Source organism: Corallococcus aberystwythensis (genome assembly GCF_003612165.1).
Lineage (GTDB): Bacteria > Myxococcota > Myxococcia > Myxococcales > Myxococcaceae > Corallococcus > Corallococcus aberystwythensis.
In genome coordinates this window covers 1-21,777 of sequence record NZ_RAWK01000049.1, presented here as the reverse complement: position 1 = coordinate 21,777, position 21,777 = coordinate 1, and the positions used below count along the sequence as shown (strand labels likewise).

Here is a 21,777-nt window from a genome sequence, read left to right as displayed (position 1 = left end):
CTGGGAGCGATGGCGGCCCTTCCCCAGCGCGCTACCGGCGACGGGCGGACTCCAGCAGCAACCGCCGCTCCGCCGCCGCGACCACCGCCCGGGTGGCGCCGGCGGCCGCGGGGTCCACGGAGAGGGAGGTGATGCCCGCGCGGACCAGGTGCTCCGCGAAGGCGGGCCGGTTCGACGGGGCCTGGCCGCAGAGGGACGACGTGATGCCCGCCTCGCGGCTGGCCTGGATGATGCGGACGATGGCGTCCAGCACCGCCGCGTCCTCCTCGTCGAAGAGCTCCGCGCATAGCTCCGAGTCCCGGTCCACGCCCAGCATGAGCTGCGTCAGGTCATTGGACCCGATGGAGACGCCGGTGATGCCCATCCGCGCGTACTCGGGGATGCGGTAGACGACGGACGGCACCTCCGCCATCACCCAGCGCTCCAGCCCGCGCTGGCGTCCCAGCGGGCTTGCGTCCACGGCCTCCAGGCACGCCTCCAGCTCCCACTTCGTCCTCACGAAGGGAATCATCAGGTGGAGGTTGGGCGTCTCGTCCCGCACGCGGGCGAGGACCTCCAGCTCCAGCTGGAACACCTCGGGCTCGCGCAGGTAGCGGTAGCAACCCCGGAAGCCAATCATCGGGTTGGCCTCGGTGGCCTCGAAGTCGCTCCCGCCCTCCAGCCCCCGGAACTCGTTCGTGCGGAAGTCCGTGGTCCGGTACACCACCGGGCGGCCCCGGAAGGCGCGGGTGATGGACAGCAGCGCGCTGGACATCCGCTCGGCGAACTCGCGGCCGCGGCCCTCCGCGATGAGCTTGCGCGGGTGCACGCCGCCCAGGGCCTCGGTGAGCATGAACTCCGCCCTCAACAGGCCCACGCCGTCCACCGGGAGCGCCGCCGCCTCCTCCGCCTGCCCCGGCAGGGCCAGGTTCACGTAGAGCCGCGTGCCCAGCGCCTCGGGCGCGGCGGCCTCGCGCAGGAGCGGGGCCTCCTTCCGGGCCGGCGTTGCCGCCGTGACGCCGGACGGGGCCTCCGGGGCGCGGCCCTCGCGCACGGTGCCGCTGGCGCCGTCCACGGTGATCTCCTCTCCGTCGTGCAGGACCTTCGTGGCGGTGCGCGTGCCCACCACGCAGGGCTTGCGCAGCTCGCGGCTGACGATGGCCGCGTGGCACGTCATGCCGCCACTGTCGGTGACGACCGCCGCCGCTCTGCGCAGCGTGGGCACCCAGTCCGGAGAGGTCATGCGCGCCACGAGGATCTCCCCGGCCTCCAGCTTCGAACCCTCCCGGGCGTCCCACAGCACGCGCACGCGGCCGGACACGGTACCGGGGGACGCGCCCAGGCCCGACACGAGCGTGGGGCCCAGGGCGGCGGGCGGGGGCGCGCGCGGAGCGTCCTCCAGTCCGGTCGTCACCGGACGCGACTGGACCAGATAGAACCTTCCGCCCTGCTCCGCCCACTCGATGTCCTGGGGCGCGCCGTAGTGCCGCTCCACGCGCAGCCCCAGGCGTGCCAGCTCCAGCACCTGCACGTCCGTGAGCACCCTCGCGCGGGCCCGCTCCGGCGTGAGGTCCTCGCGCCGCTCGCGGCCCACGCCCTCGCGCACGAGCTGGAAGGACTTCACGCCCACGCGTGCCTCCAGCAGGCGCGGCCCCACGCGGTCCACGACGTAGGTGTCGGGCTCCACCTGGCCGCCCACGACGACCTCCCCCAGGCCGAAGGCCCCCTCGATGATCAGGTGCCCGCGCTCGCCGCTGGCGGGGTCCACGGTGAACAGGACGCCCGAGCGCGCCGCGTCCACCATGGCCTGCACCACCACGGCGATCTCCGGCACCCCCGTGAGCCCCTGGGCCTTGCGGTAGGCAACCACGCGCGGGGCGAAGGCCGAGGCCCAGCACGCACGCACGCGCTCGATGAGCGCGTCGTCACCCGCCACGTTGGTGAACGACTCGTGCATGCCCGCGAAGGAGGTGGTGGCGGTGTCCTCCGCGGTGGCGGACGAGCGCACGGCGACCGCGGTGGACCCCTTCAGCTGGTGATACGCCGCGAGGATGCCGGCGTGCAGCCAGTCCGGCAGGGGGGCCTGGAGCACCAGGTCGCGCAGCGACTCCGTGAGCCCGGCGAGCGACCGGGCGTCGTCCGGGTCCACGCGCCCCCACAGCTCCCGCAGCCGGGCGCGCACGGGCTCCATGGCGTGTTGGAAGGCCGCCGCGGTGATGACGAAGCCCGGGGGCACGGGCAGCCCGGCGCGGGTCAGCTCTCCCAGGTTGGCGCCCTTGCCCCCGGCCAGGGCCACGTCCTCCCGGGACAGCGAGTCGAACCCGAGGATGGACGGGGGCGGAGCCTCTTGGGGTCGCGGTGTCTGGGCGGCGGACTCGGGGGGAAGGGACGGGTCCATGGTCTTGGCTCCTGGCAGGGAGGGGGTGTGGCGTGACGGTGCGTCCGCGCTCCTTCCAAGCTGTTGCCAGGGCCCTCCGGACGCACGCCGTCACGGGAGGGGGGACACCAGGGGCTGCCCGTCACGGCGCCGGGGCCCCTCCTGGCGGCGGACTCCGGGTCCACCGCTCCCCCCTGCCGCCGGTGCACGGGGGCCGCGCGGTGCCCGCCCCGGGGTGAGGGCTCGCGCGAGGCCCCGGCCCGTCCGCCTGCACCTCCCCGTCCGGCCCCTTGCGCCCGCGGGCCCCGGCTCCAACGTTCCGCTCACGGGCGCCTCCTCGCGAAGCCCGGCGCGCGGGGCCCTGGAGCGGCGGACGGGCGTGCGCCGCGCGGTGCTCGGGTCCGTGGCCCAGGAGGTGGTGGCCCGGAGCCGCCGGCCGGTGCTGGTGGTCAAACATTCCGCGCTGCCATGACGGGGTCCTCATGCTCAAGCCCTTCGAGGTCCATGTGCAGGGCCGCTCGCTGGCGTGCTTCCAGCCGGAGCTCACCGAGGCGGAGTGGGAGGCGCTCCAGGCCCACGCGGCCCAGGCCCGGGAGCACATGGCGGGCCGCACCGTCTGGAACGTGAACTCCACGGCCCGGGGCGGCGGCGTGGCGGAGATGCTGCCCCGGATGCTCGCCTACGCGCGCGGGGCGGGCGTGGACACGCGCTGGATGGTGGTGCAGGGCACGCCCGCCTTCTTTCGCATCACGAAGCGGCTGCACCACGCGCTGCACGGCTCGCGGGGGGACGGCTCACCCCTGGGGCCCGCCGAGCGCGCCTGTTACGACGAGGTGCTCCGCGACAACGCGGAGGAGCTGCTCGTCCTGGTGCGGCCGGGTGACGTGGTGCTGCTGCACGACCCCCAGACCGCGGGGCTCGCGCCGACGCTGGCCTCGGCGGGCGCCCGCGTGGTCTGGCGCTGCCACATCGGGTGTGACACGCCAGACGAAGAGGTCGAGCGGGCGTGGGCGTTCCTCGCGCCGGGGCTCGTCGCCGCGCGGCTCGCGGTCTTCTCCCGGGCCTCCTACGTGCCGCCGCTGCTCGCGGACCGCTCCGTCGTCATCCCGCCCTCCATCGACATCTTCGCGGTGAAGAACCAGCCCATGGCGCCGGAGGTCGCGAGCGCCATCCTGGGCCACACCGGGCTCGTGGCCCTGGCGCCGGAGTCCCCCGCGCCCGTCTTCACCCGGACGGACGGGGTCCCGGCCCACGTATCACGCGGGGTGGACATCGTGCGGCTAGGCTCGGCGCCCGCCCCCGGCTCACCGCTCGTGGTGCAGGTCTCCCGCTGGGACCCCTTGAAGGACCCGGTGGGCGTCCTGCGGGGCTTCTCGTTGCTCCTGCGGGACTCCCCCGGCCTCTGCGCGGATCTGATCCTGGCCGGACCGTCGGTGGCGTCCGTCGCGGATGATCCGGAGGCGGCGGCGACGCTCGAGAACGTCATCGCGGTATGGCGCGAGCAGCCGCGCTTCCTGCGGCAGCGCGTGCACCTGGCGAGCCTGCCCATGGTGGACCCGGAGGAGAACGCCGCCATCGTCAACGCGCTCCAGCGGCACGCGGCGGTGGTGGTGCAGAAGAGCCTGCGGGAGGGCTTCGGGCTCACCATCACGGAGGCCATGTGGAAGGCCCGCCCCGTGGTGGCCAGCGCGGTGGGCGGCCTCCAGGACCAGGTGCGCCACGAGGTGGACGGCCTGCTCGTGAGGGATCCCGCCGCCCTGCCGGAGTTCGCCGCCGCGCTGCGCAGGCTCCTGGAGGAGCCCGTCCTGGCGGCCCGCCTGGGGACCGAGGCCCACGAGCACGTGCGCCTCCACTACACCGCCGTGCGCCACCTCAAGGACCTGGTGGCCCTGCTGGAACAGCTGGACGCGCGCGCGGGGCGGAGCGCCTGACGCGGCGCCTGAAGGCAGCCCTCGACGCAACCCTCGCCGCGCAGGATGTGCACGTGGGCCTCGGAACAGGGCTTTCTTCAGGCGCGCGGCATGCGGACCGTGACCGCGGGCCGGTCGCTGCGGGCCATCACCTGCTGCGCCACCGAGCCCAGCACCGCGCGGCTCACGCCGGTGCGGGCGTGCGTGCCCAAACACAAGAGGTCCACGCAGTAGCGCTCCGCGGCCTGGGTGATGACCCCCGCCACGTCGTCGCCCTTCAGCACCGACAGCTCCACCTTGTGCAGCCCCTCCTGCTCCGTCGGAGGCACCCGCAGCTCCAGCTGGTGCCGGGCGGCCTGGAGGGCCTCGGGGGATGCGTCCGCGGGCTCCACGTGCAGGAGGTGCACGGTGCCCCCGGGCGGCGTGAGCGCGAAGGCGTAGGCGACGGCGCGGTCCCCCGGCTCCGTGAAGTCGGTGGTCGCCAGCACCGCGCGCACCCGGGGCGGCTCCTCCACCCGGCCCTGCTCGGCCGTGAGCACCGGCACGCTCACCACCGACATGGACGCCAGCCGCCGCGCGTGCTGCGACACACTCCACAGCCGCGCCAGGGCCTTGCGGTGGTGCGTGCCCACCACCAGCACGTCCACGTGTTCCTCCCCGGCCAGCGCGACCAGGTGATCCGCGACGCGGCCCAGCCCCGGCTCCAACCGCGCACGCACCGTCACGCCGGGCATGCGCAGCGGCTCCAGCAGCGAATCCGCCTCCCGCTCCAGCGCCTCCCGCAGCTCCAGCGACACGTCCTTGTAGCTGCGCGGGTGCACCAGCCCCAGCCGCTTCGCCTCCTCGGAGACCCAGAAGATGCGGCCGCCCACCACCTCTAGCGGCCCGAAGTGGGAGAGCCCCTTCACCCACTCCCGCGCGACCTCGAAGGGGCGCGAGCGGTCCACGCCCACCATCACCCGCAGGGGACGCTCGCCGCGCGCCCACGCATCCAGCGCCCCGCCTTCACGCACCACCAGGAAGGGCACCGTCAGCATCTGCGCCATCCGGTCGACCGTGCCGCCCAGGCCCAGGAAGGGCGTCTCCTCGCGAGGCGCCGCGGCCACCACCAGCGTCAGGCCGCGCTCCGTCACCAGCGCGCTCAGGGCCTTCTCCGCCTCCCCGGTCAGCACCACGGGCTCCACGCTCACGCCGGACAGGGCCTCCAGCCTGCGCGCCTCCTCCTGGAGCGCGTCCTCCACGGCCTCGTGGGCACGCGCACCGAAGGTCCGCACCACGTTGGCCGGCACCGCATGCGCCAGCAGCAGCGCGGCATTCATCCGCCGGGCAAGCAGGGCCGCCGTCTCGCATGCGCGCTGGGAGGCATCCGAGAAGTTGGTGGTGCACGCGATGTTCATGTCGGGCCTCCCCCTGCCTTGAACCTAAGTCACCGCGCCCGCGCCACCCGCCCCGGAGGAAGGGAGGCGCCGTGGCGCGCGCCAGGCCGCTCGCGGTTCCCGCGCATCCAGGGAGGCAGGACGCATTGCCGGGCCCCACGCCGGACCCCAGGTTCCCTGAGGGGTGTCATGCGAATCCCTGTTCCCGTCAGTCGCCTGCCCCGTCCTCGCCAGGTCGCGCGAGCCCGTCCTGACGGTCCGCCGCGGCTCGCGCGGGCGTTCGCGGTCTCCGTGCCCATCGCGAGCGTGGTCGCGATCCTGACGGGTGCGCTCATGCTGTGCGGCCGGGCCCTGTCCCTTCCGGAGCCCGGCCCGGCGGGCGAGGGCCTCCCGCTGCCCGGTGACGCCTGGGGCCTGCTCGCGGCGGGGGGCGGGCTCTGGCTGCTTCATGACGAGGCGGCGCGCGGAGTGCGGCGCGCGGTGGGTTGGACCCTGGCGGGGGCGGCCTGCCTCCTGGGCGTCGGGGAGCTCGTCCGGCATGCCCCGGGGAGCGGGGCGGGCCTGCTGCTCACGGGGCTGTCGCTCGGGATGCTCCATGTCCGCACGCACCAGGGTTGGCACCCCGCGCGGTGGCTGGCCTCCGGCACCGTGCTGCTCGCGGCATGGAGCCTCATTGGAGGGCTGTACCAGGAGCACCGCTTCGGGCTGGCGCCCCTGCATGTGGCGGATGGGCCCGCCACGCCGCTGGGGCTTCCCATGGCGGGAGCCCTGCTGCTGCTGGCGCTCGGCATCCTCTGCGTCCATCCGGAGCGGGGGTTGATGCGCGCGCTCCTGCGCAGCGACCTGGGGGGCCACTCGGCGCGGCGGCTCCTGCTCGCGGCACTGCTCATCGTGCCCGTAGCGGGGGCGGCCCGGCTCCTGGGAGAGCGGCTGGGGCTGTATGGGACGGCCACGGGCACCACGCTCCTGGTGCTCGTGACCCTGGCCGTCTTCCTCACCGTGTCCCTCTGGAATGCGAACGCGCTCTCCCGGCTGGACGCCAGCCGGAGGGAGGTGGAGCACTCGCTGCGGCTGAGCGAGGAGCGCTTCCGGACCTCGTTCGAGGGCGCGCCCACCGGCATGGCGCTGGTGGACCTGCAGGGCCGCTTCCTCCACGTCAACGAAGCGCTCTGCGGCCTCGTTGGCTACTCCCGGGAGGAACTGCTCCACCGGTCGTTCCAGGACCTCACCGTGCCGGAGGACCTGTCCGTGGACCAGGAGAACGCCGCGCGGATGCGCCGCGGTGAACTCGACTCCTTCCAGCGGGAGAAGCACTACGTCCGCAAGGACGGCCGGCGCATCAGCGTCATCGTGTGGGGCGCGGTGGTGCGCGACGCGTGGGGAAGGCCCATCCACTTCATCTCGCAGATGCAGGACATCACGGCGCGCCAGGAGCTGGAGCAGGCGTGGCGCTTCCTGGCGGACGCGGGGCCGCTGCTCGCGGCGTCACTGGCGCCCCGGACGACGCTGGCCACGGTGGCGACGCTCGCCGTGCCGGCGCTGGCGGATGGATGCGTGGTGGCCAGCCTGGACGGGGAAGGGCGCCTCCTGCGGGTGGAGAGCGCGGCCCAGGACCCCCGCACGGCGGCGCGGCTGAAGTCGCTGACCACGGCGTATGGACCGAACCCCTTCCCCCCGGCGGGCATCGTCGCCTTCGTGTTGCGCACGGGCCAGCCGGTGCTGCTGCCGGAGGTCCCGCCGGACGTGCTCGAAACGGCCGCGCTGGATGCCGGGCACCTGGAGCAGCTGCGCCTGCTGGCGCTCCGGTCGCTCATCATCGTGCCGCTGCGCAGCCGGGAGCGGAACCTGGGCGCCCTCATCCTCGCGACGTACGGCCTGGGGCGCCGCTACGGGCCGCGGGACCTTGCGCTGGCGGAGGAGCTGGCCCGCCGCGCCGCGCTCGCCATGGACAACGCCCGCCTGTTCGAAAGGTCCAGACAGGCCAGCCGCATGCGCGACGAGGTCCTGCGCATCGTGGCGCACGACCTGCGCGCCCCGCTCAATGTCATCCAGCTCAGCGCCGGGATGCTGGAGAAGGGGCTGCCCGCGGGCAATGGCCCCCGGCGGCACCTGGACACCCTCCAGAAGTCCGTCCAGCGGGCGAACCGGCTCATCCAGGACCTGCTGGACGTGGCCCGGATGGAAGGGGGAGCGCTGTCGGTGGAGCGGGAGCCGTTGGAGGTGGCGCCGCTCGCCCAGGAGGCCGTGGAGCAGCACCGCGCGCTCGCGGAGGCGAAGTCCCTGCGGCTCGTGGCCCACGTGCCTCGGGACCTGCCCTGCGTCCTGGCGGACCGGGAGCGGGTGCTGCAGATCCTCGCCAACCTGCTGGGCAACGCGTTCAAGTTCACGCCCGAGGGAGGCTGCATCACCCTGCGCGTCCAGCCAGAGGGGGGGCAGGTCCGCTTCCGGGTGAGCGACACGGGCCCCGGGATTCCGGAGGAGGACCTGCCGCGCGTCTTCGAGCGCTTCTGGCAATCCGGACCGAAGCGCAAGGAGGGCGCGGGGCTGGGGCTGGCCATCGTGAAGGGGCTGGTGGCGGCCCATGGCGGGCAGGTGGGGGTGGAGAGCACGCCAGGCGCGGGGAGCACGTTCTCCTTCACGCTGCCGGTGGCCTGGTCCGCCGACGCGCACTCCGGGGCGCACATCTGAGGCCTTCAGGTGGCGCTCACGCTCCGGCCCCCTTCCCGCCGCCGTGAGCGCAGCCACTTCTCCAGGCCCACGACGGGCAGCACGCAGGCGCCCGCCAGCACCGACCGCGCGATGTCCCCCGCGGACAGCGGCGCGGAGCCGAAGAGGCGCTGGAAGAAGGGCACGTACATGAAGGCCGCCTGCAGGAGCACCAGCGCCGCGATGCCCACGAACACGGTGCGGTTGCTGGTGAAGCCCACCTCGCGCGTGGAGCCGGTCAGCGTGCGGCACAGCCACAGGTAGAAGATTTGAAAGCTGACCACGGTGTTGACGGCCATGGTGCGCGCCTCGGCCAGGGCCAATTCAGGGGGGACCGTGCCGGTGCCGCCCTGGCGCGCGAACTCCCAGAGGAACAGGCCAATGGCGCCCGCCGCCATCAACACCGCGACGAGCCCCGTGCGCATCACCACGAAGTGGCTCAGCACGGGCGTGTCCGGCGCGCGTGGCGGGCGGCGCATGACGTGGCGCTCCTTCGCCTCGAAGGCCAGGGGCAGCGCCAGCGTGACGGTGGCCACCAGGTTGATCCACAAGAGCTGCGTGGGGCGCATGGCCAGCAGCGGTTCGCGCACGCCGCCGGCCTCTTGAAGCGGGAAGAAGGTCACGCCCAGCATGAGGATGAGGGCGAGCCCCAGGTTGGTGGGCAGCACGAAGGCGAGTGACTTGATGAGGTTGTCATAGACGCGGCGGCCCTCTTCAACGGCGGCGACGATGGTGGCGAAGTTGTCGTCCGTCAGCACCAGGTCCGCGGCCTCTCGGGACACCGCCGTGCCGGTGATGCCCATGGCCACGCCGATGTTCGCCTGTTTGAGCGAGGGCGCGTCGTTGACGCCGTCGCCCGTCATCGCCACCACGTGCCCTTGAGCCTGGAGCGCGCGCACCAGCCGCAGCTTGTGTTCAGGGGCCAGGCGCGCGAACACGTTCGTGTCCTTCACCGCTTCGGCCAGCTCCGCGTCGCTCATGCGGGCCAGCTGCGCGCCGGTGAGGCCCGGGTGTGCCGGGGAGTGGATGCCCAGCTTCAGACCGATGGCCTCCGCCGTGCCCAGGTGGTCACCGGTCATCATCTTCACGCGGATGCCGGCGGCGTGGCAGCCCTTCACGGAGGCCATCGCCTCTTCACGGGGCGGGTCGATCATCCCCTGCAGGCCCAGCAGCGTGAAGCCGTCCTCCACGTCCTGGGGCCGCAGGGCCTCCGCGAGGGCCATGCCCTTGTGCGCGAAGGCGAGCACGCGCAGCCCCTGCCGCGCCATGCGCTCCACCTCCACCAGCACGGCGTCCCGGTCCGTCCCCGGTCCGCAGCGGCGCAGCACCACCTCCGGAGCGCCCTTCAGGAACAGCTCCGCGCCCTCCGGGCCGTCCGCGTGGAGCGTGGCCATGTACTGGTGCTCGGACTCGAAGGGGATGGCGTCCAGGCGCGGATGACGCTCGCGCAGCTCCGTGACGCCCAGGCCTACCTTCTTCGCGGCGAAGAGCAGCGCGCCCTCCGTGGGGTCGCCCGTCATGCCCCAGCGTCCCTCGCGGGGCTGGAGGTCGGCCTCGTTGCAGAGCACACCCGCGAGCAGTAGCGCGTGCACGTCCCCGGGCAGCTCCTCCACGGGGCGCCCGTTGCGCAGCAGCTGTCCCTCGGGGGTGTGGCCCACGCCGGTGAGCGCGGTGTGCCCGCGCCAGGTCCACAGCGCCTGCACGGTCATCTCGTTGCGGGTGAGGGTGCCCGTCTTGTCGGTGCAGATGACGGTGGTGCTGCCCAGCGTCTCCACGGCGGGCAGCTTGCGGATGACGGCGCGGCGGGCCGCCATGCGTTGCACGCCAATGGCCAGGGCAATGGTGACGATGGCGGGCAGGCCCTCCGGGATGGCGGCCACCGCCAGGGTGATGGCCACCAGCACGGCGTCGCTGAAGGCATAGCCCCGGATCATCCCCACCCCGAGCAGCACGGCGGACAGCACCACGATGCCGCCCGAGATGACGCGCCCCAGCCGGGCCAGCTCGCGCGTGAGGGGCGTGCTCAGGTCCGCGGTCTGCTCCATCATGTGGGAGATGCGGCCCAGCTCCGTGGCGCTGCCCGTGGCGACGACGACGGCGGTGGAGGTGCCGGACGTCACCAGCGTGCCACCGAAGGCCAAGTTCGCCCGGTCTCCCAGCTCCGCGTCCCCGGCGACGGTCGCGACGTGCTTGCTGGAGGGGACGGATTCACCGGTGAGCGCGGCCTCCTCCACCTGGAAGTTGCGGGAGCGCAGGAGTCGCAGGTCCGCGGGCACGCGGTCACCTGACGCCAGCTGCACGATGTCACCGGGGACGAGCTCCGCGGCGGGCCGCGCCACGGGGTGCCCCTCCCGCAGCACATGGGCGGTCTCCGGCACCATGTGGTTCAGCGCTTCAATGGCCCGCCCCGCGCGGTACTCCTGCACGAAGCCGATGACGGTGTTGAGGACCACGACGGCCGCGACCACCAGCCCATCCGTCACCTTGCCAAGGAGGATGGCCAGGCCCGCCGAAGCGATGAGGACCCAGATGAGCGGGCTGTCGATCTGCCGCCACAAGAGCTTCCACGCGCTGTCAGGCCGCGAGCGCTCCAGCACGTTGGGGCCATGGCGCGCGAGCCGCTCCCTCGCTGCCTCCTCCGTCAACCCCTGGGGCGTACTGCCGAGCCGCTCCAGCACGGCCTCCGCGGGCAGCGCATGCCAGGGGACGGAAGGCACGTCAGGGGAACGAAGGACGGCCTGCTTCCTGGGCTGTGATGGCTCCTGCATGGCATGCCTCCCAGGGGGAAGCTGGCCACGGGCAGGGCTGCCCGTCAGCGGGAGGCGAGCAGCTGGGCGGTAGTGTCACGCAATGCCTGTCGTGTGGCCGTGCCCCGGGTGACATCGCAGCCACGGCTGCTCGGCTTCCTCCAGCATCCAGCGGGCATCCTCCAGAGGGGACCATCGCCCGCGCGCGAGCCGTGCGGCGCAGCCCTCCGGGCGCTTCCACGCGCGCTTCACCTAGGACACACCTCCACCACACTGGCGCCAGGGGGCTCAGCCTCTCTCTGAATGCGGATCTACATGCCGCTTGGTCACGAGTACTCCCACTCTCTCTTGCTTCAACTGGCCCGAAATTCGGGGAATAGACCTTCTCTATCACTCACGCTGCTTCGTACAGCCAATGCGTTAAATGGGCCGTTCACGCAATTCTCCGAAGACCCGCGTGAACTCGGCCTTGCAAGCGTCAAGGACAGCCCACTGGTTCGCAAAGAGAGCTGCGATGTTCCTCAGTTGTTCCTCATCGACATTCTCCCTGGGGGCCGTTGCGAAGACCCGAAACAATGATCGCGCCAACACAGGAGCCATCGAATCGTCCACCGTGATGCTCCCGTCTTCGAAGGAGAGCTTCTTCGTATGGCGCGTCAGAATGGACTCAATAGAATCCCAGGCATCCCGCAGTTGCTTTGGCTCGATTGGTGGGCCATCCCACTTTGCAGTCTCCGCAGACGCAAATCCGTACCCGGCAAGGTGCCCGCCAAGAAACTTGGTCGCAGCCTTGAAGTCGTACATCCCCCTCTCGCGGCAATTCTTCCAGTCGATGCAGCACATGTTGGGGTTGTGCCTGACAAACCCGATCTCTTTGCATTCAGAGAGATCGATATCGCGCTCAACCATTATTTCGAGCGTATGGTTCCCATTCCAGTAGTGAGTGCCCCGCTCCCGAGAGTGCCACCAAGGCCCCTCGCGCACAGTCGGGTCATAAGGTTCAAGTAGCTTGTCGTGGTTCCGATCCGTTGCCAGGATCCTGGGCGCCTTGATCGAATGGTCCATCACTTCGACCCAGTAGAACTTCAGCCCCTCAACAAGCTCAGGCCATCTGAATGTAAATTGAACATTGCCGTATCGAGAGCCGTTCGTCCATGTGTTGGGTGAAAGCCAATTCACGAGAATTCGATGCTTCCTTAGCTTGCTTTCGTCCCCTATGAGCCCAGCTCGCAGCTTCCGTTGGGTTAAAATCGTGTGCGCCGCATCCAGATGGGTGACGTGATGAACTACACTGAATGGGCTGCATTTTCTGTCATTCAATGTCGGATCATCACTGGGCAGACCGACACTGAAAGGTTGCCACTCAGGCGTGCTGGTCATTCTGACCTCCACTGGGGCCGGTTACGTGCTCGAAAGACACCCCGAGGTTGCCGACCGCTTCGAGGGCGTTCTTGACGTCCTCAGAGACGATGAACGCGACCTTGAACTTCTTCAGCCGGAAGACCTGAGCGCCCCTGGTCTTTGCTGGGTCGATTCGCAGTCCGTAGATCCAGTTGTACTCCCCCGGGTAGTCAGTGGAGGGGTTGTCCTCATCGTAGTGATGCACCTCCCGGCACCGTGCCTCGTCGATGCAATCAACCACCTTGGTGGCATTGACGACGAAGAACGGCTCGGCCTCTCCCTCAATTGACACCGGGAAGAGTTGCACGTCATCGGGGGCTAGTGTTCTGAAAATATTTGCGACAAGCTCACTGGCAATGGGAGCTGCTTCAATCACAGAGAAATCAAACGTCCGTTTCCTGCCTGGATGTGCGATTCGCGCCCTAAGGGCTCCCAGGTCGGGAAGGACGCGACCATCCGCGAACATCCAAGGCTCGTCAAACGCCTCTCCAGAATCCCGTGTCGGCGTCTCAAGGAGCCACCGCGGAACATTTCCAAGCTCCACCGAGTAGAAGTGACGTTCCATCTCAGCTCTCCACCTTTACGATGAAACTCCGTAACTCGGAACCTTGCGTCAGAAGTTCGTTGGCTATCCTCGCAAGCTCCCTCATCAATACAGCCCGGCAGGCCTCCGTTGTTCGGCAGTGCGCAACCGAGCGTTCAAGGCGCCGAACTACTTTTTGGTGGTACAGCTCAGGGTGAGGCCCTTCGTGCCCCTTGAGCCGCACCTTGTTGGCAGCATCTTCGAGAGTCATTCCGGCCTTCTCGAATATCTTCGCGCACTGAGGCGTCCAGGGACCGCCAGTCACATCGGAGATGGGGTTCTTGTTCGTGCAGATGTGATGAACCGGTCCCGTCGCGTCCCCGGGAAACCGCCCGTCTGAGTACATCGCCAGTGCAGCCGCCGCTCCCGGAGCCAGCGCCACGTTGAGCACACCGGCAGAAGGCAACGAGATTGAGCCCACTCCGCCATTCAAAGCAGCGGCGAGTCCGAATCCGCCTTCGGCCTGCGCGCGAAGTGCGGCCTGGGAGAAGCCCGGGAGCCTGGGCCCCTGGGCCGCCATCGCACTCCTTCCTCCCAAGGCCGTGGTGACGAGCAACACCAGGACACGCGTCCCGTTTGTCCCGAGCACCTTGCCGAAGCGATGGCCAATGTCCTGCAACTCGATGACGCTCGTTGCCGTCCCGGCGTCGTCCCACAACCGTACGAAGCCCCGTCCCATTTCCCAGACCGGCACCACCCCCAGGTAGGCCACCATCGCCGCGGTCAGTGCCACCGCGATGACCTTCGTGACGGGTTCGGGCAGCGTCATCGTGAGGAGCACGGACAAGGCGACCGAGGTCACCATGGCCTTGAGCACCACCGGGTTCAGCATCTTGCCGACCTCGGCCTCGACACTATCCCACACGGTGTCGAGCGCGAACGATAGCGCCATCATTGTTCGGTCCTTGCGCGAGAACGTCAGCCCCGTCCCGCCCACCAGGGTCAAGCAGTCGTCCCCGTCAGGGCAGATGCGCGCGTACAGCGATTCAGGTGAGCTGCCCGAGCCAGGGTCCGCGAGTCCCTTCGCGGACGCGAGCAGGGTCCTGGACCTCACCGATCCTCGCTGGTCGGCCGCATCGGTCTCGCGGAAGGCAACGTCCATGCGGATGTCCAGGATGAGCTGCGCGAGGGCGGCCTTGAACGCGTCCTCACTCACCTGGACCGGAGCAACCTCCACGGATTCGTGGACCACCTGCCTGCCGTCTCCAACATCAACGTGGATAACGCGAGTGGTCGCACACCCTCCCACAAAAAACAATAACGCGACGGCTCCCACCAAGCGCACAAACACCCCCGAAGCCGAACCACCTGGAAGTCAGGAGGTATGCCATTCTCACTCCAGTTCTCTCAGATTTCGATGGATAAATGGGTTTTAAGGCCTGGCTGGTTGGGTGGTCGGCCCTGGGATGGCGGTCGATCCGTCGCCACAGGAGCTTCCACTCGCTGTCCAGCCGCGAGCGCCCCCGTCCTGGGACAGCAGCCAGCCTATGAGCCCGGCCGTGCGCCCAGGTCCGTGCGCACCACGCCAGGGTGGGTTCGGGGATTGAAGGTCAGTGTGTCATTGGACGCGCTGCCGGTGCTCCCGTGTGTGTGATTGCTATGGTGATTTGCTTTCCCGCCAGAAGCCGGGAGATCCTCCAGCGCTCGGATGCGCCTTTCGCGCGTCCGCTGAGCGAGGGAAACCCATGTCGATGAAGCGCGTTGTGTTCGCGGCTGTCGCGGCCCTGTTCCTCTCCGCCTGCGGTGGAGCGCCCACCGACGAGGCCGCCGCCAACGAGGAGCTGTCCAGCCAGGAGCAGGGGATCATCTACCCCTGTGACGGTTCGCGGACCTGGACCATGTGGTGGTACAGCGACGCCGCGAAGACCATCGAGGTGGGCCGCGAGGACTGTGACTGCGGTCCCTATTACGTCCAGCACGGCGTGCGTGGCCGCTACTACGACTACAAGGGCACCGTGGCAGCCTGCTTCTAGGAGGGCGGACGTGGGAGCGGGCGGGTGTCCTCCCGCCCACTCCTACATGGGACCAGCGGCCGACCCGGCGAGCGCCAATCTCCCTTTGAAATTACGGACGCCTTCCCGTAGTTTCCCCCGCGACTTCGAGGAGCGTTGCGAGGCCTTCCCGGCCCCAGGCTCGAAGCCGAATGACCCAACGGCGCTCACCTGTACGCGTTTCTTGCGAGGGTGAGGCGGCCGTTCCTGGGCCCAAGCCTCTCCTTTGCCAGCACGGCGCGCCACACCTGGATCCGGAGCCACACCATGACCGCGGTTACCAAGCAGCAGAATCACGACTACGCCATCGCCGACCTCAAGCTCGCCAGCTGGGGCCGCAAGGAGATCCGCATCGCCGAGAGCGAGATGCCCGCGCTCATGGCGATCCGCGACGAGTACGCGAAGCAGCAGCCGCTCAAGGGCGCGCGCGTCACGGGCTCCCTGCACATGACCATCCAGACGGCCGTGCTGGTGGAGACGCTCCAGGCGCTGGGCGCGCAGGTGCGCTGGGCGTCGTGCAACATCTTCTCCACCCAGGACCACGCGGCCGCCGCGCTGGTGGAGGCCGGTACGCCGGTGTTCGCCCACAAGGGCGAGTCCCTCAAGGAGTACTGGGACTTCACCCACCGCATCTTCGAGTTCGGCCCCGCCGGCAGCGACCACGAGGGTCCGAACATGATCCTCGACGACGGCGGTGACGCCACGCTGCTCATGCACCTGGGCAAGCGCGCGGAGAAGGACCTGTCCGTCATCGCCAACCCCCAGAGCGAGGAGGAGACGGAGCTGTACGCCTCCATCAAGGCCAAGCTCGCCGAGGACGCGACCTGGTACTCGCGCAAGAGCGCCAAGATCATGGGCGTCACGGAAGAGACGACCACGGGCGTGCACCGCCTCCAGGAGATGTCCGCCAAGGGCACGCTTCTGTTCCGCGCCATCAACGTCAACGACAGCGTGACGAAGAGCAAGTTCGACAACCTCTACGGCTGCCGTGAGTCCCTGGTGGACGGCATCAAGCGCGCCACGGACGTGATGGTGGCCGGGAAGATCGCCGTCGTCGCGGGCTATGGCGACGTGGGCAAGGGCTCCGCGCAGGCCCTGCGCGCGCTGTCCGCCCAGGTGTGGGTGACCGAAATCGACCCCATCTGCGCGCTCCAGGCCGCGATGGAGGGCTACCGCGTCGTGACCATGGAGTACGCCGCGGACAAGGCGGACATCTTCGTCACCGCCACGGGCAACAAGTCCGTCATCACCCATGAGCACATGGCCAAGATGAAGGACCAGGCCATCGTCTGCAACATCGGCCACTTCGACAATGAGATCGAGGTCGCCTCCCTGGAGAAGTACCAGTGGGAGGAGATCAAGCCCCAGGTCGACCACGTCATCTTCCCGGACAACAAGCGCATCATCCTGCTGGCCAAGGGCCGCCTGGTGAACCTGGGCTGCGGCACCGGCCACCCCAGCTACGTGATGTCCAGCTCCTTCGCGAACCAGACCATCGCGCAGATCGAGCTCTACTCGCACAGCGACAAGTACCAGGTGGGCAAGGTGTACGTGCTGCCCAAGCACCTGGACGAGAAGGTCGCCCGGCTCCAGCTCAAGAAGCTCAACGCCCAGCTCACGGAGCTCACCCCGGAGCAGGCGCAGTACATCGGCGTGGAGAAGAGCGGCCCGTACAAGCAGGACACCTACCGCTACTAGTCCCTGCCTGATGTGACACACCCGGGGCACCGTGGGCCTTGCCGCCCGCGGTGCCCTTCGTGTTTCCGGCTAGAACAGCCGGTTGAGGCCGTTGAGCGCCGCCACGCGGTACGCCTCCGCCATGGTGGGGTAGTTGAAGGTTGTATTGATGAAGTAGTCGATGCCGTTGCCCGGCCAGTCCTGCGCCATGATGGCCTGGCCGATGTGGATGATCTCCGAGGCGTTGTCCCCGAAGCAGTGGATGCCGAGAATCTCCCGCGTCTCCCGGTGGAACAGCAGCTTCAGCATGCCCACGGTGCGGCCGGTGATTTGCGCGCGGGCCAGGCTCTTGAAGAAGGCGTGGCCCACTTCGTAGGGGACGCCCGCCTGGGTGAGCTCGCGCTCGGTGCGGCCCAGGCTGCTGATTTCAGGGCTGGTGTAGATGCCGGTGGGGATGTCCTTCACCAGCTTGTGCTCCAGCCGCCCCTCCACGATGTGCGTGGCGGCGAAGCGGCCCTGGTCATAGGACGCGCTCGCCAGGGACGGGGCGCCCACCACGTCACCCACCGCGTAGATGTGGGGCACGGACGTCTGGTAGCCGTCGTTGACCTGGATGCAGCCGCGGGAGTCCACCGCGACGCCCAGCGCCTCCAGCCCCAGGTCCTGGCTGTTGCCGGAGCGGCCGTTGGCCCAGAGGAACACGTCCGCCTTCAGCCGCTTGCCGCTCTTCAGGTGGAGCACCACGCTGTCGTCGTGCGGCTCCACGGACACCATCTCCTCCTGGTGGCGGATGAGCACGCCCTGCTCGCGCAGGTGGTAGGAGAGGGCGTCGGAGATTTCGTCGTCCAGGAAGGACAGGAGCCGGTCGCGCGTGTTCACCAGGTCCACCTTCACGCCGAGCATCCGGAACATGGAGGCGTACTCGCAGCCGATGACGCCCGCGCCGTAGATGATCATCGACAGCGGGGACTCGCGCAGCTTGAGGATGGTGTCCGAGTCGAAGATGCGCGGGTGGCGGAAGTCCACGTTCGCGGGCCGGTAGGGCCGCGAGCCCGTGGCGATGACGAAGGCATCCGCGGTGAGCAGCTCCACGGAGCCGCGCGGCTCCATCACTTCCACGGTGTGGGCGTCCCGGAACTTCGCCCGGCCCACCACCAGCTCCACCCGGTTGCGCTCGTAGAAGGTGGTGCGCAGGTCCACCTGCTTGGACACGACGTTGGTCGCCGCGCGCATCATGTCCTTGAGGGTGGTGTGGCGGGCCAGGTCCGCCCGCATCTCCGGGTGGTCCTTCTGCACGTCCATCAGCCGCTGGATGGCGTGGCGCAGGGCCTTGGAGGGGATGGTGGCGGTGTGCGTGCAGGCGCCACCCACCAGCGCCCCCTGCTCCACGGCGCACACCTTGCGGCCGGACTTCGCCGCCTTCATCGAAGCCCCTTCACCCCCCGGACCGGAGCCGAGGACCACCACGTCGAACCGCCGAGCGCTCATGGGTCCGGAGTGTTCCCCCAACCCCGGCCCCAGGGGAAGAAATCACCCTGGAGCCGGGCACTGCTTCACACTTCAGGGGGCTTCAGCGAGTCGCCTTCAGTAGGTCGCCTTCAAGGTCACCCCGGCGTAGTCCGCGTAGCCCTTGATCATCACGTGGTAGACGCCCGCGACGGGATTGCTGATGAGGCACGACTCCGTGTTGCCTCCCGTCAGCGGGCGGCAGTCGTAGACGTAATCCTCGGGCTTCGAGCCCTGACGGACGTACAGGTCCGCGTCCCCCGTGCCACCCGTCGTCGTCACGAGCAGCGAGGACTTCCCGGACGGCACGGTGATGGTCCAGTAGCGGTACGAGTCCTTGAGGCCGGAGAGATTGCTCACCGGCACGTCGTTCACCAGCGTGCCGCTGCTGGGGTTCCCGCCGCCGGTGACATACGCGCCGCGCAGGGTGGCGCCGGTGAGCGGCAGGGACGAGCCCGCGTTGTACAGGCGCACGTGCCAGGTGCCCGCCGCGGGCGTGTTGAGGGTGCACGTCTGGCTGTTGTTGCTGCTGCCGCCCAGCGTGCCGGCGCAGTCGTAGGCGCTCAGGGTGGGGGCGCTGCCGCGCTTCACGTAGAGGTGCGCGGGAGCGCCGGAGCCGCCGTAGGTGTTGAACGTGACGCTGGTGGCTCCGGCCGGGACTTCCAGCGTGTAGTCGCAGGAGAAGGTCCCGGCAGGCGCGCTCACTCCGGAGGTGGGCGAGTTGTTGGTGAGGGGGCTGGTGGTCGTGCAGCCCGGCTGGCCCGTGGTCAGGGTGTAGGTGCCCGTGATGGAGGCGCCGGAGAACGCGTGATAGCCATACATCCGCGCGTAGTAGATGCCGGGCTCCGTCACGGTGAGCGTGCAGGTCTCCACGTTGGTGGGGCCGGCGGCCTTGCAGTCATACGTCACGTCATTGGGGGACGAGCCCCGGCGGACGAACAGGTCACCGTCGCCGCTGCCCCCGCTGGTGACGAAGTCCACCCGGGTGGCCCCCGTGGGGACATAGAGCATGTAGATGCAGGACCAGCTGGCCTCCGCCGTGCCCACGCCGTACGCGGGGACGCCGTTGCTCATCGTGGTGGTGCTGGAGCAACCGGAGCTGCCCACGGGCGTGTAGACCGCCGTCAGCTTCAAGCCGGTGAAGGCCGCGTAGCCGTAGACCTTCACGTAATAGACGCCGACCTTCGCGTTGGTGATTTCGCAGGTCTCGGCGTTGCTGCTCTGGTCGGACTTGCAATCATTCACGCCGGTGGTGGACGGCTCCGAGCCGTAGCGCACGTAGAGGTCCGCGTCGCCCGTGCCACTGGTGGTGGTGATCTTCAGGGTGCTGTTCGGTGAGGTGACGTTGAAGGTGTAGGTGCAGGACCATTCGCCGGTATTCGCGCTGATGTTGCTGACGGGGACGTTGCTGGCGAGCGCGATGGTCCCCGAGCAGCCAGAGGCCAGCGCCCCGACCCGCTCCTCCGGCGGCGGCCCCTTCGGTGCCAGCGGGGCCTGTTCCACGGTCTCTTCCGCCGGTGCTTCGAACTCAGGGCCACAACCCGCGAGGGAACACGTCAGCCACGCCGCGGCGAAAGCCTTCCATGCAAGACGCTTCAAGGGTTGCTCCTCGGTTTGTGAGAAGGTGTTGCACCCGCGGCGGCGGAAAGACTCTCGTTGCCGTCCGTCGGATGAAGAGAACCCTAGCAAGCGTGTCTGACATTTTTAGGGCGCGGGTTACTCGCAGGTGGCGAGGAACTCCGTGCCGTGCTCCTGGCACCAGCGGCGGTAGGTCTCCAGCCGCTCCGCGGGGCTCACGCTCTTGAGGACCTGGCCGTCTTCGCCCAGGTATTCGATGCCGCCCTTCACGGTGATGTGCAGGACGACGGGTTCGTCGCCCACGACCTGCCAGCTGTCGACGTTGCCGGGCGGTTCATAGACATACGTGCCCGGGCCAATCACCTCGCCGGTGTCGAGCAGCTGGCGGCGGCCGGAGATGTTGAAGGCGTGCGACTCGCCGACGTGGCGGTGCCGGGGGATGAGGGTGCCGGGCTCCAGGCGGAAGAGGTACATCCAGCCGCTGCCGTCGCGGAAGAAGCGCAGCGGCTTGAACGCGAGCCCGGGCCGGCCCATGGGGATCCACGGCATGCGTTCGGAGTCGATGGGGTGGGAGGCGTAGGAGGAAGAGGTCATGCCGGCAGGATGGTCCGCCGCTGGCCCGCTGACAGGGCCAGGATTGACGAATTCCATTGGGCCAATCCGTGGGAGGATGGGGCATGGATTTCCATGTGGAGCTCCGTGGCCGCCGGGACCTGGCCGGGCAGATCTACCGGGGGCTGCGCGCGGCCATCCTCGACGGGCGCCTGCGGCGCGGGGAACGCTTGCCGCCCACCCGCGAGCTGGCGCTGCGCCTGGACGTGGCGCGCAACACCGTGAGCGTGGCGTATGAGTGGCTCACCGCCGAGGGGCTCATCGCGGGGCGCACGCGAGCGGGCAGCTTCGTCCAGGGAGACGCCTCCAGGCCGAGAGGCCGGAGGGAACCCCAGGTGCCGCTGCGTGCCCGGGCCTTCTGGCGCGCGCTGCCGGAGCTGCCCGTGCCGCTGGCTCCCGCCGCGTATGACTTTGGCGTGGGCAGCCCGGACGTCTCGGGCTTTCCCTTCGAGTCCTGGCGCCGGCTGGTGGCGCGCCAGCTTCGGCCCGCCGCGCTGACCCGGGGCTACGTGGACGCCGCGGGACACCATGGGCTGCGGGAGGCGGTGGCGAGGCACGTGGGCGTCGCGCGGGGCGTGCGCGCGGAGGCGGAGGACGTGCTCATCACGAATGGCGCGCAGCAGGCGCTGGACCTCGTGGGCCGGGTGCTCATCGAACCGGGAGACTGCGTCGCCATGGAGGAGCCGGGCTATCCACCCGCGCGGCAGGTGTTCCAGTCATTGGGCGCGCGCGTCGTGCCTGTGCCGGTGGACGCGGAGGGGCTGGACGTGGCGGCGCTGCCGGACACCGCGCGGCTCGTCTATGTCACGCCTTCGCACCAGTTCCCGCTGGGGATGCCCATGTCGCCCCCGCGGAGAGTCGCGTTGCTGGCGTGGGCGAAGCAGCGGGACGCGGTGGTGATTGAAGATGACTACGACAGCGAGTTCCGCTTCGGCGGCCGGCCCCTGGAGACGTTGCACGGGATGGACCGCTCCGGGCGGGTGCTCTACGTGGGGTCGTTCTCGAAGGTGATGGTGCCCATGCTGCGGTTGGGCTTCCTCGTCGCGCCGCCCTCGCTCCAGCGGGAGCTGCGGTGGGCCCGGCGCGTGATGGATTGGCACAGCCCGGTGCCGGAACAGGCCGCGCTCGCGCGGTTCATCGACAGCGGTGGGCTCGCGCGGCACATCCGCAAGATGCGGCGGGAGTACGAGGCGCGGCATGCGCGCGTCGCGGAAGGGCTGGCGCGCCACTGCGGGGACTGGCTCCAGGTGGTGCCCTCCGTGGCGGGCCTGCACCTGAGCGCGACGTTCCGGCGGGGCGGGCTGGCGCTGGAGCGGGAGACGGTGGCGCGGGCC

14 protein-coding genes and 1 riboswitch are annotated in these 21,777 nt (G+C 69.7%); of the genes, 5 read left to right on the top strand and 9 right to left on the bottom strand.

What is annotated here, in order from left to right; genetic code table 11:
* Positions 1–31 precede the first annotated feature (31 nt).
* Positions 32–2,377: a phosphoenolpyruvate synthase gene (gene ppsA, locus D7W81_RS10375; protein WP_120555185.1), complete on the bottom strand. Its 2,346-nt coding sequence runs from the start codon at positions 2,375–2,377 to the stop codon at positions 32–34.
* A 461-nt stretch (positions 2,378–2,838) separates the two neighbouring features.
* Between ppsA and D7W81_RS10365 the strand changes: the two genes are divergently transcribed.
* Positions 2,839–4,287 (top strand): glycosyltransferase, encoded by a 1,449-nt coding sequence (locus D7W81_RS10365; protein ID WP_120555184.1) that lies wholly within the window; start codon positions 2,839–2,841, stop codon positions 4,285–4,287.
* Between the two features lie 77 nt (positions 4,288–4,364).
* Here the strand turns inward: D7W81_RS10365 and D7W81_RS10360 are convergent, their stop codons facing one another.
* Positions 4,365–5,663 (bottom strand): universal stress protein, encoded by a 1,299-nt coding sequence (locus tag D7W81_RS10360; protein WP_120555183.1) that lies wholly within the window; start codon positions 5,661–5,663, stop codon positions 4,365–4,367.
* A gap of 168 nt (positions 5,664–5,831) precedes the next feature.
* Here D7W81_RS10360 and D7W81_RS10355 point away from each other — a divergent pair, with 168 nt between their 5' ends.
* Positions 5,832–8,330: a sensor histidine kinase gene (locus D7W81_RS10355; RefSeq protein ID WP_147445421.1), complete on the top strand. Its 2,499-nt coding sequence runs from the start codon at positions 5,832–5,834 to the stop codon at positions 8,328–8,330.
* 5 nt (positions 8,331–8,335) lie between these two features.
* Here the strand turns inward: D7W81_RS10355 and D7W81_RS10350 are convergent, their stop codons facing one another.
* The 4 genes from D7W81_RS10350 to D7W81_RS10335 form a co-directional block, all read right to left on the bottom strand.
* Positions 8,336–11,116, bottom strand: coding sequence for a cation-translocating P-type ATPase (locus tag D7W81_RS10350; protein WP_120555181.1), 2,781 nt, complete (start codon positions 11,114–11,116; stop codon positions 8,336–8,338).
* A 399-nt stretch (positions 11,117–11,515) separates the two neighbouring features.
* Positions 11,516–12,475: a hypothetical protein gene (locus tag D7W81_RS41910; RefSeq protein ID WP_147445420.1), complete on the bottom strand. Its 960-nt coding sequence runs from the start codon at positions 12,473–12,475 to the stop codon at positions 11,516–11,518.
* On the bottom strand, positions 12,459–13,061 hold the full coding sequence (locus tag D7W81_RS10340) for an imm11 family protein (protein ID WP_208721250.1): 603 nt from the start codon (positions 13,059–13,061) through the stop codon (positions 12,459–12,461). Before D7W81_RS10340 ends, D7W81_RS41910 begins: the two co-directional genes overlap by 17 nt.
* A 1-nt stretch (position 13,062) precedes the next feature.
* Positions 13,063–14,364 carry an AHH domain-containing protein gene (locus D7W81_RS10335; protein WP_120555201.1) on the bottom strand — a complete coding sequence of 434 codons (1,302 nt, stop codon included), beginning with the start codon at positions 14,362–14,364 and terminating at the stop codon, positions 13,063–13,065.
* Positions 14,365–14,770: 406 nt separating this feature from the next.
* On the opposite strand from D7W81_RS10335, the gene D7W81_RS10330 reads away from it, so the two are divergent.
* A complete protein-coding gene (locus D7W81_RS10330) occupies positions 14,771–15,052 on the top strand; it encodes a membrane lipoprotein lipid attachment site-containing protein (protein ID WP_120555178.1) in 282 nt (93 codons plus the stop codon).
* A gap of 121 nt (positions 15,053–15,173) precedes the next feature.
* Positions 15,174–15,246, top strand: a riboswitch (S-adenosyl-L-homocysteine riboswitch).
* A 91-nt stretch (positions 15,247–15,337) separates the two neighbouring features.
* Entirely contained in the window at positions 15,338–16,768 is a 1,431-nt protein-coding gene (gene ahcY / locus D7W81_RS10325) for an adenosylhomocysteinase (protein ID WP_120555177.1), read from the top strand.
* 69 nt (positions 16,769–16,837) lie between these two features.
* Here the strand turns inward: ahcY and sthA are convergent, their stop codons facing one another.
* From sthA to D7W81_RS10310, 3 genes are all read right to left on the bottom strand, one after another.
* Entirely contained in the window at positions 16,838–18,235 is a 1,398-nt protein-coding gene (gene sthA / locus D7W81_RS10320) for a Si-specific NAD(P)(+) transhydrogenase (RefSeq protein ID WP_120555176.1), read from the bottom strand.
* A 96-nt stretch (positions 18,236–18,331) separates the two neighbouring features.
* Positions 18,332–19,852: a PPC domain-containing protein gene (locus tag D7W81_RS10315; protein WP_158621540.1), complete on the bottom strand. Its 1,521-nt coding sequence runs from the start codon at positions 19,850–19,852 to the stop codon at positions 18,332–18,334.
* 117 nt (positions 19,853–19,969) lie between these two features.
* Positions 19,970–20,425, bottom strand: coding sequence for a cupin domain-containing protein (locus D7W81_RS10310; protein WP_120555174.1), 456 nt, complete (start codon positions 20,423–20,425; stop codon positions 19,970–19,972).
* 83 nt (positions 20,426–20,508) lie between these two features.
* Between D7W81_RS10310 and pdxR the strand changes: the two genes are divergently transcribed.
* Positions 20,509–21,777, top strand: a 1,269-nt coding sequence (pdxR, locus tag D7W81_RS10305) for a MocR-like pyridoxine biosynthesis transcription factor PdxR (protein ID WP_147445419.1), incomplete at its 3' end; no start/stop codon positions are given.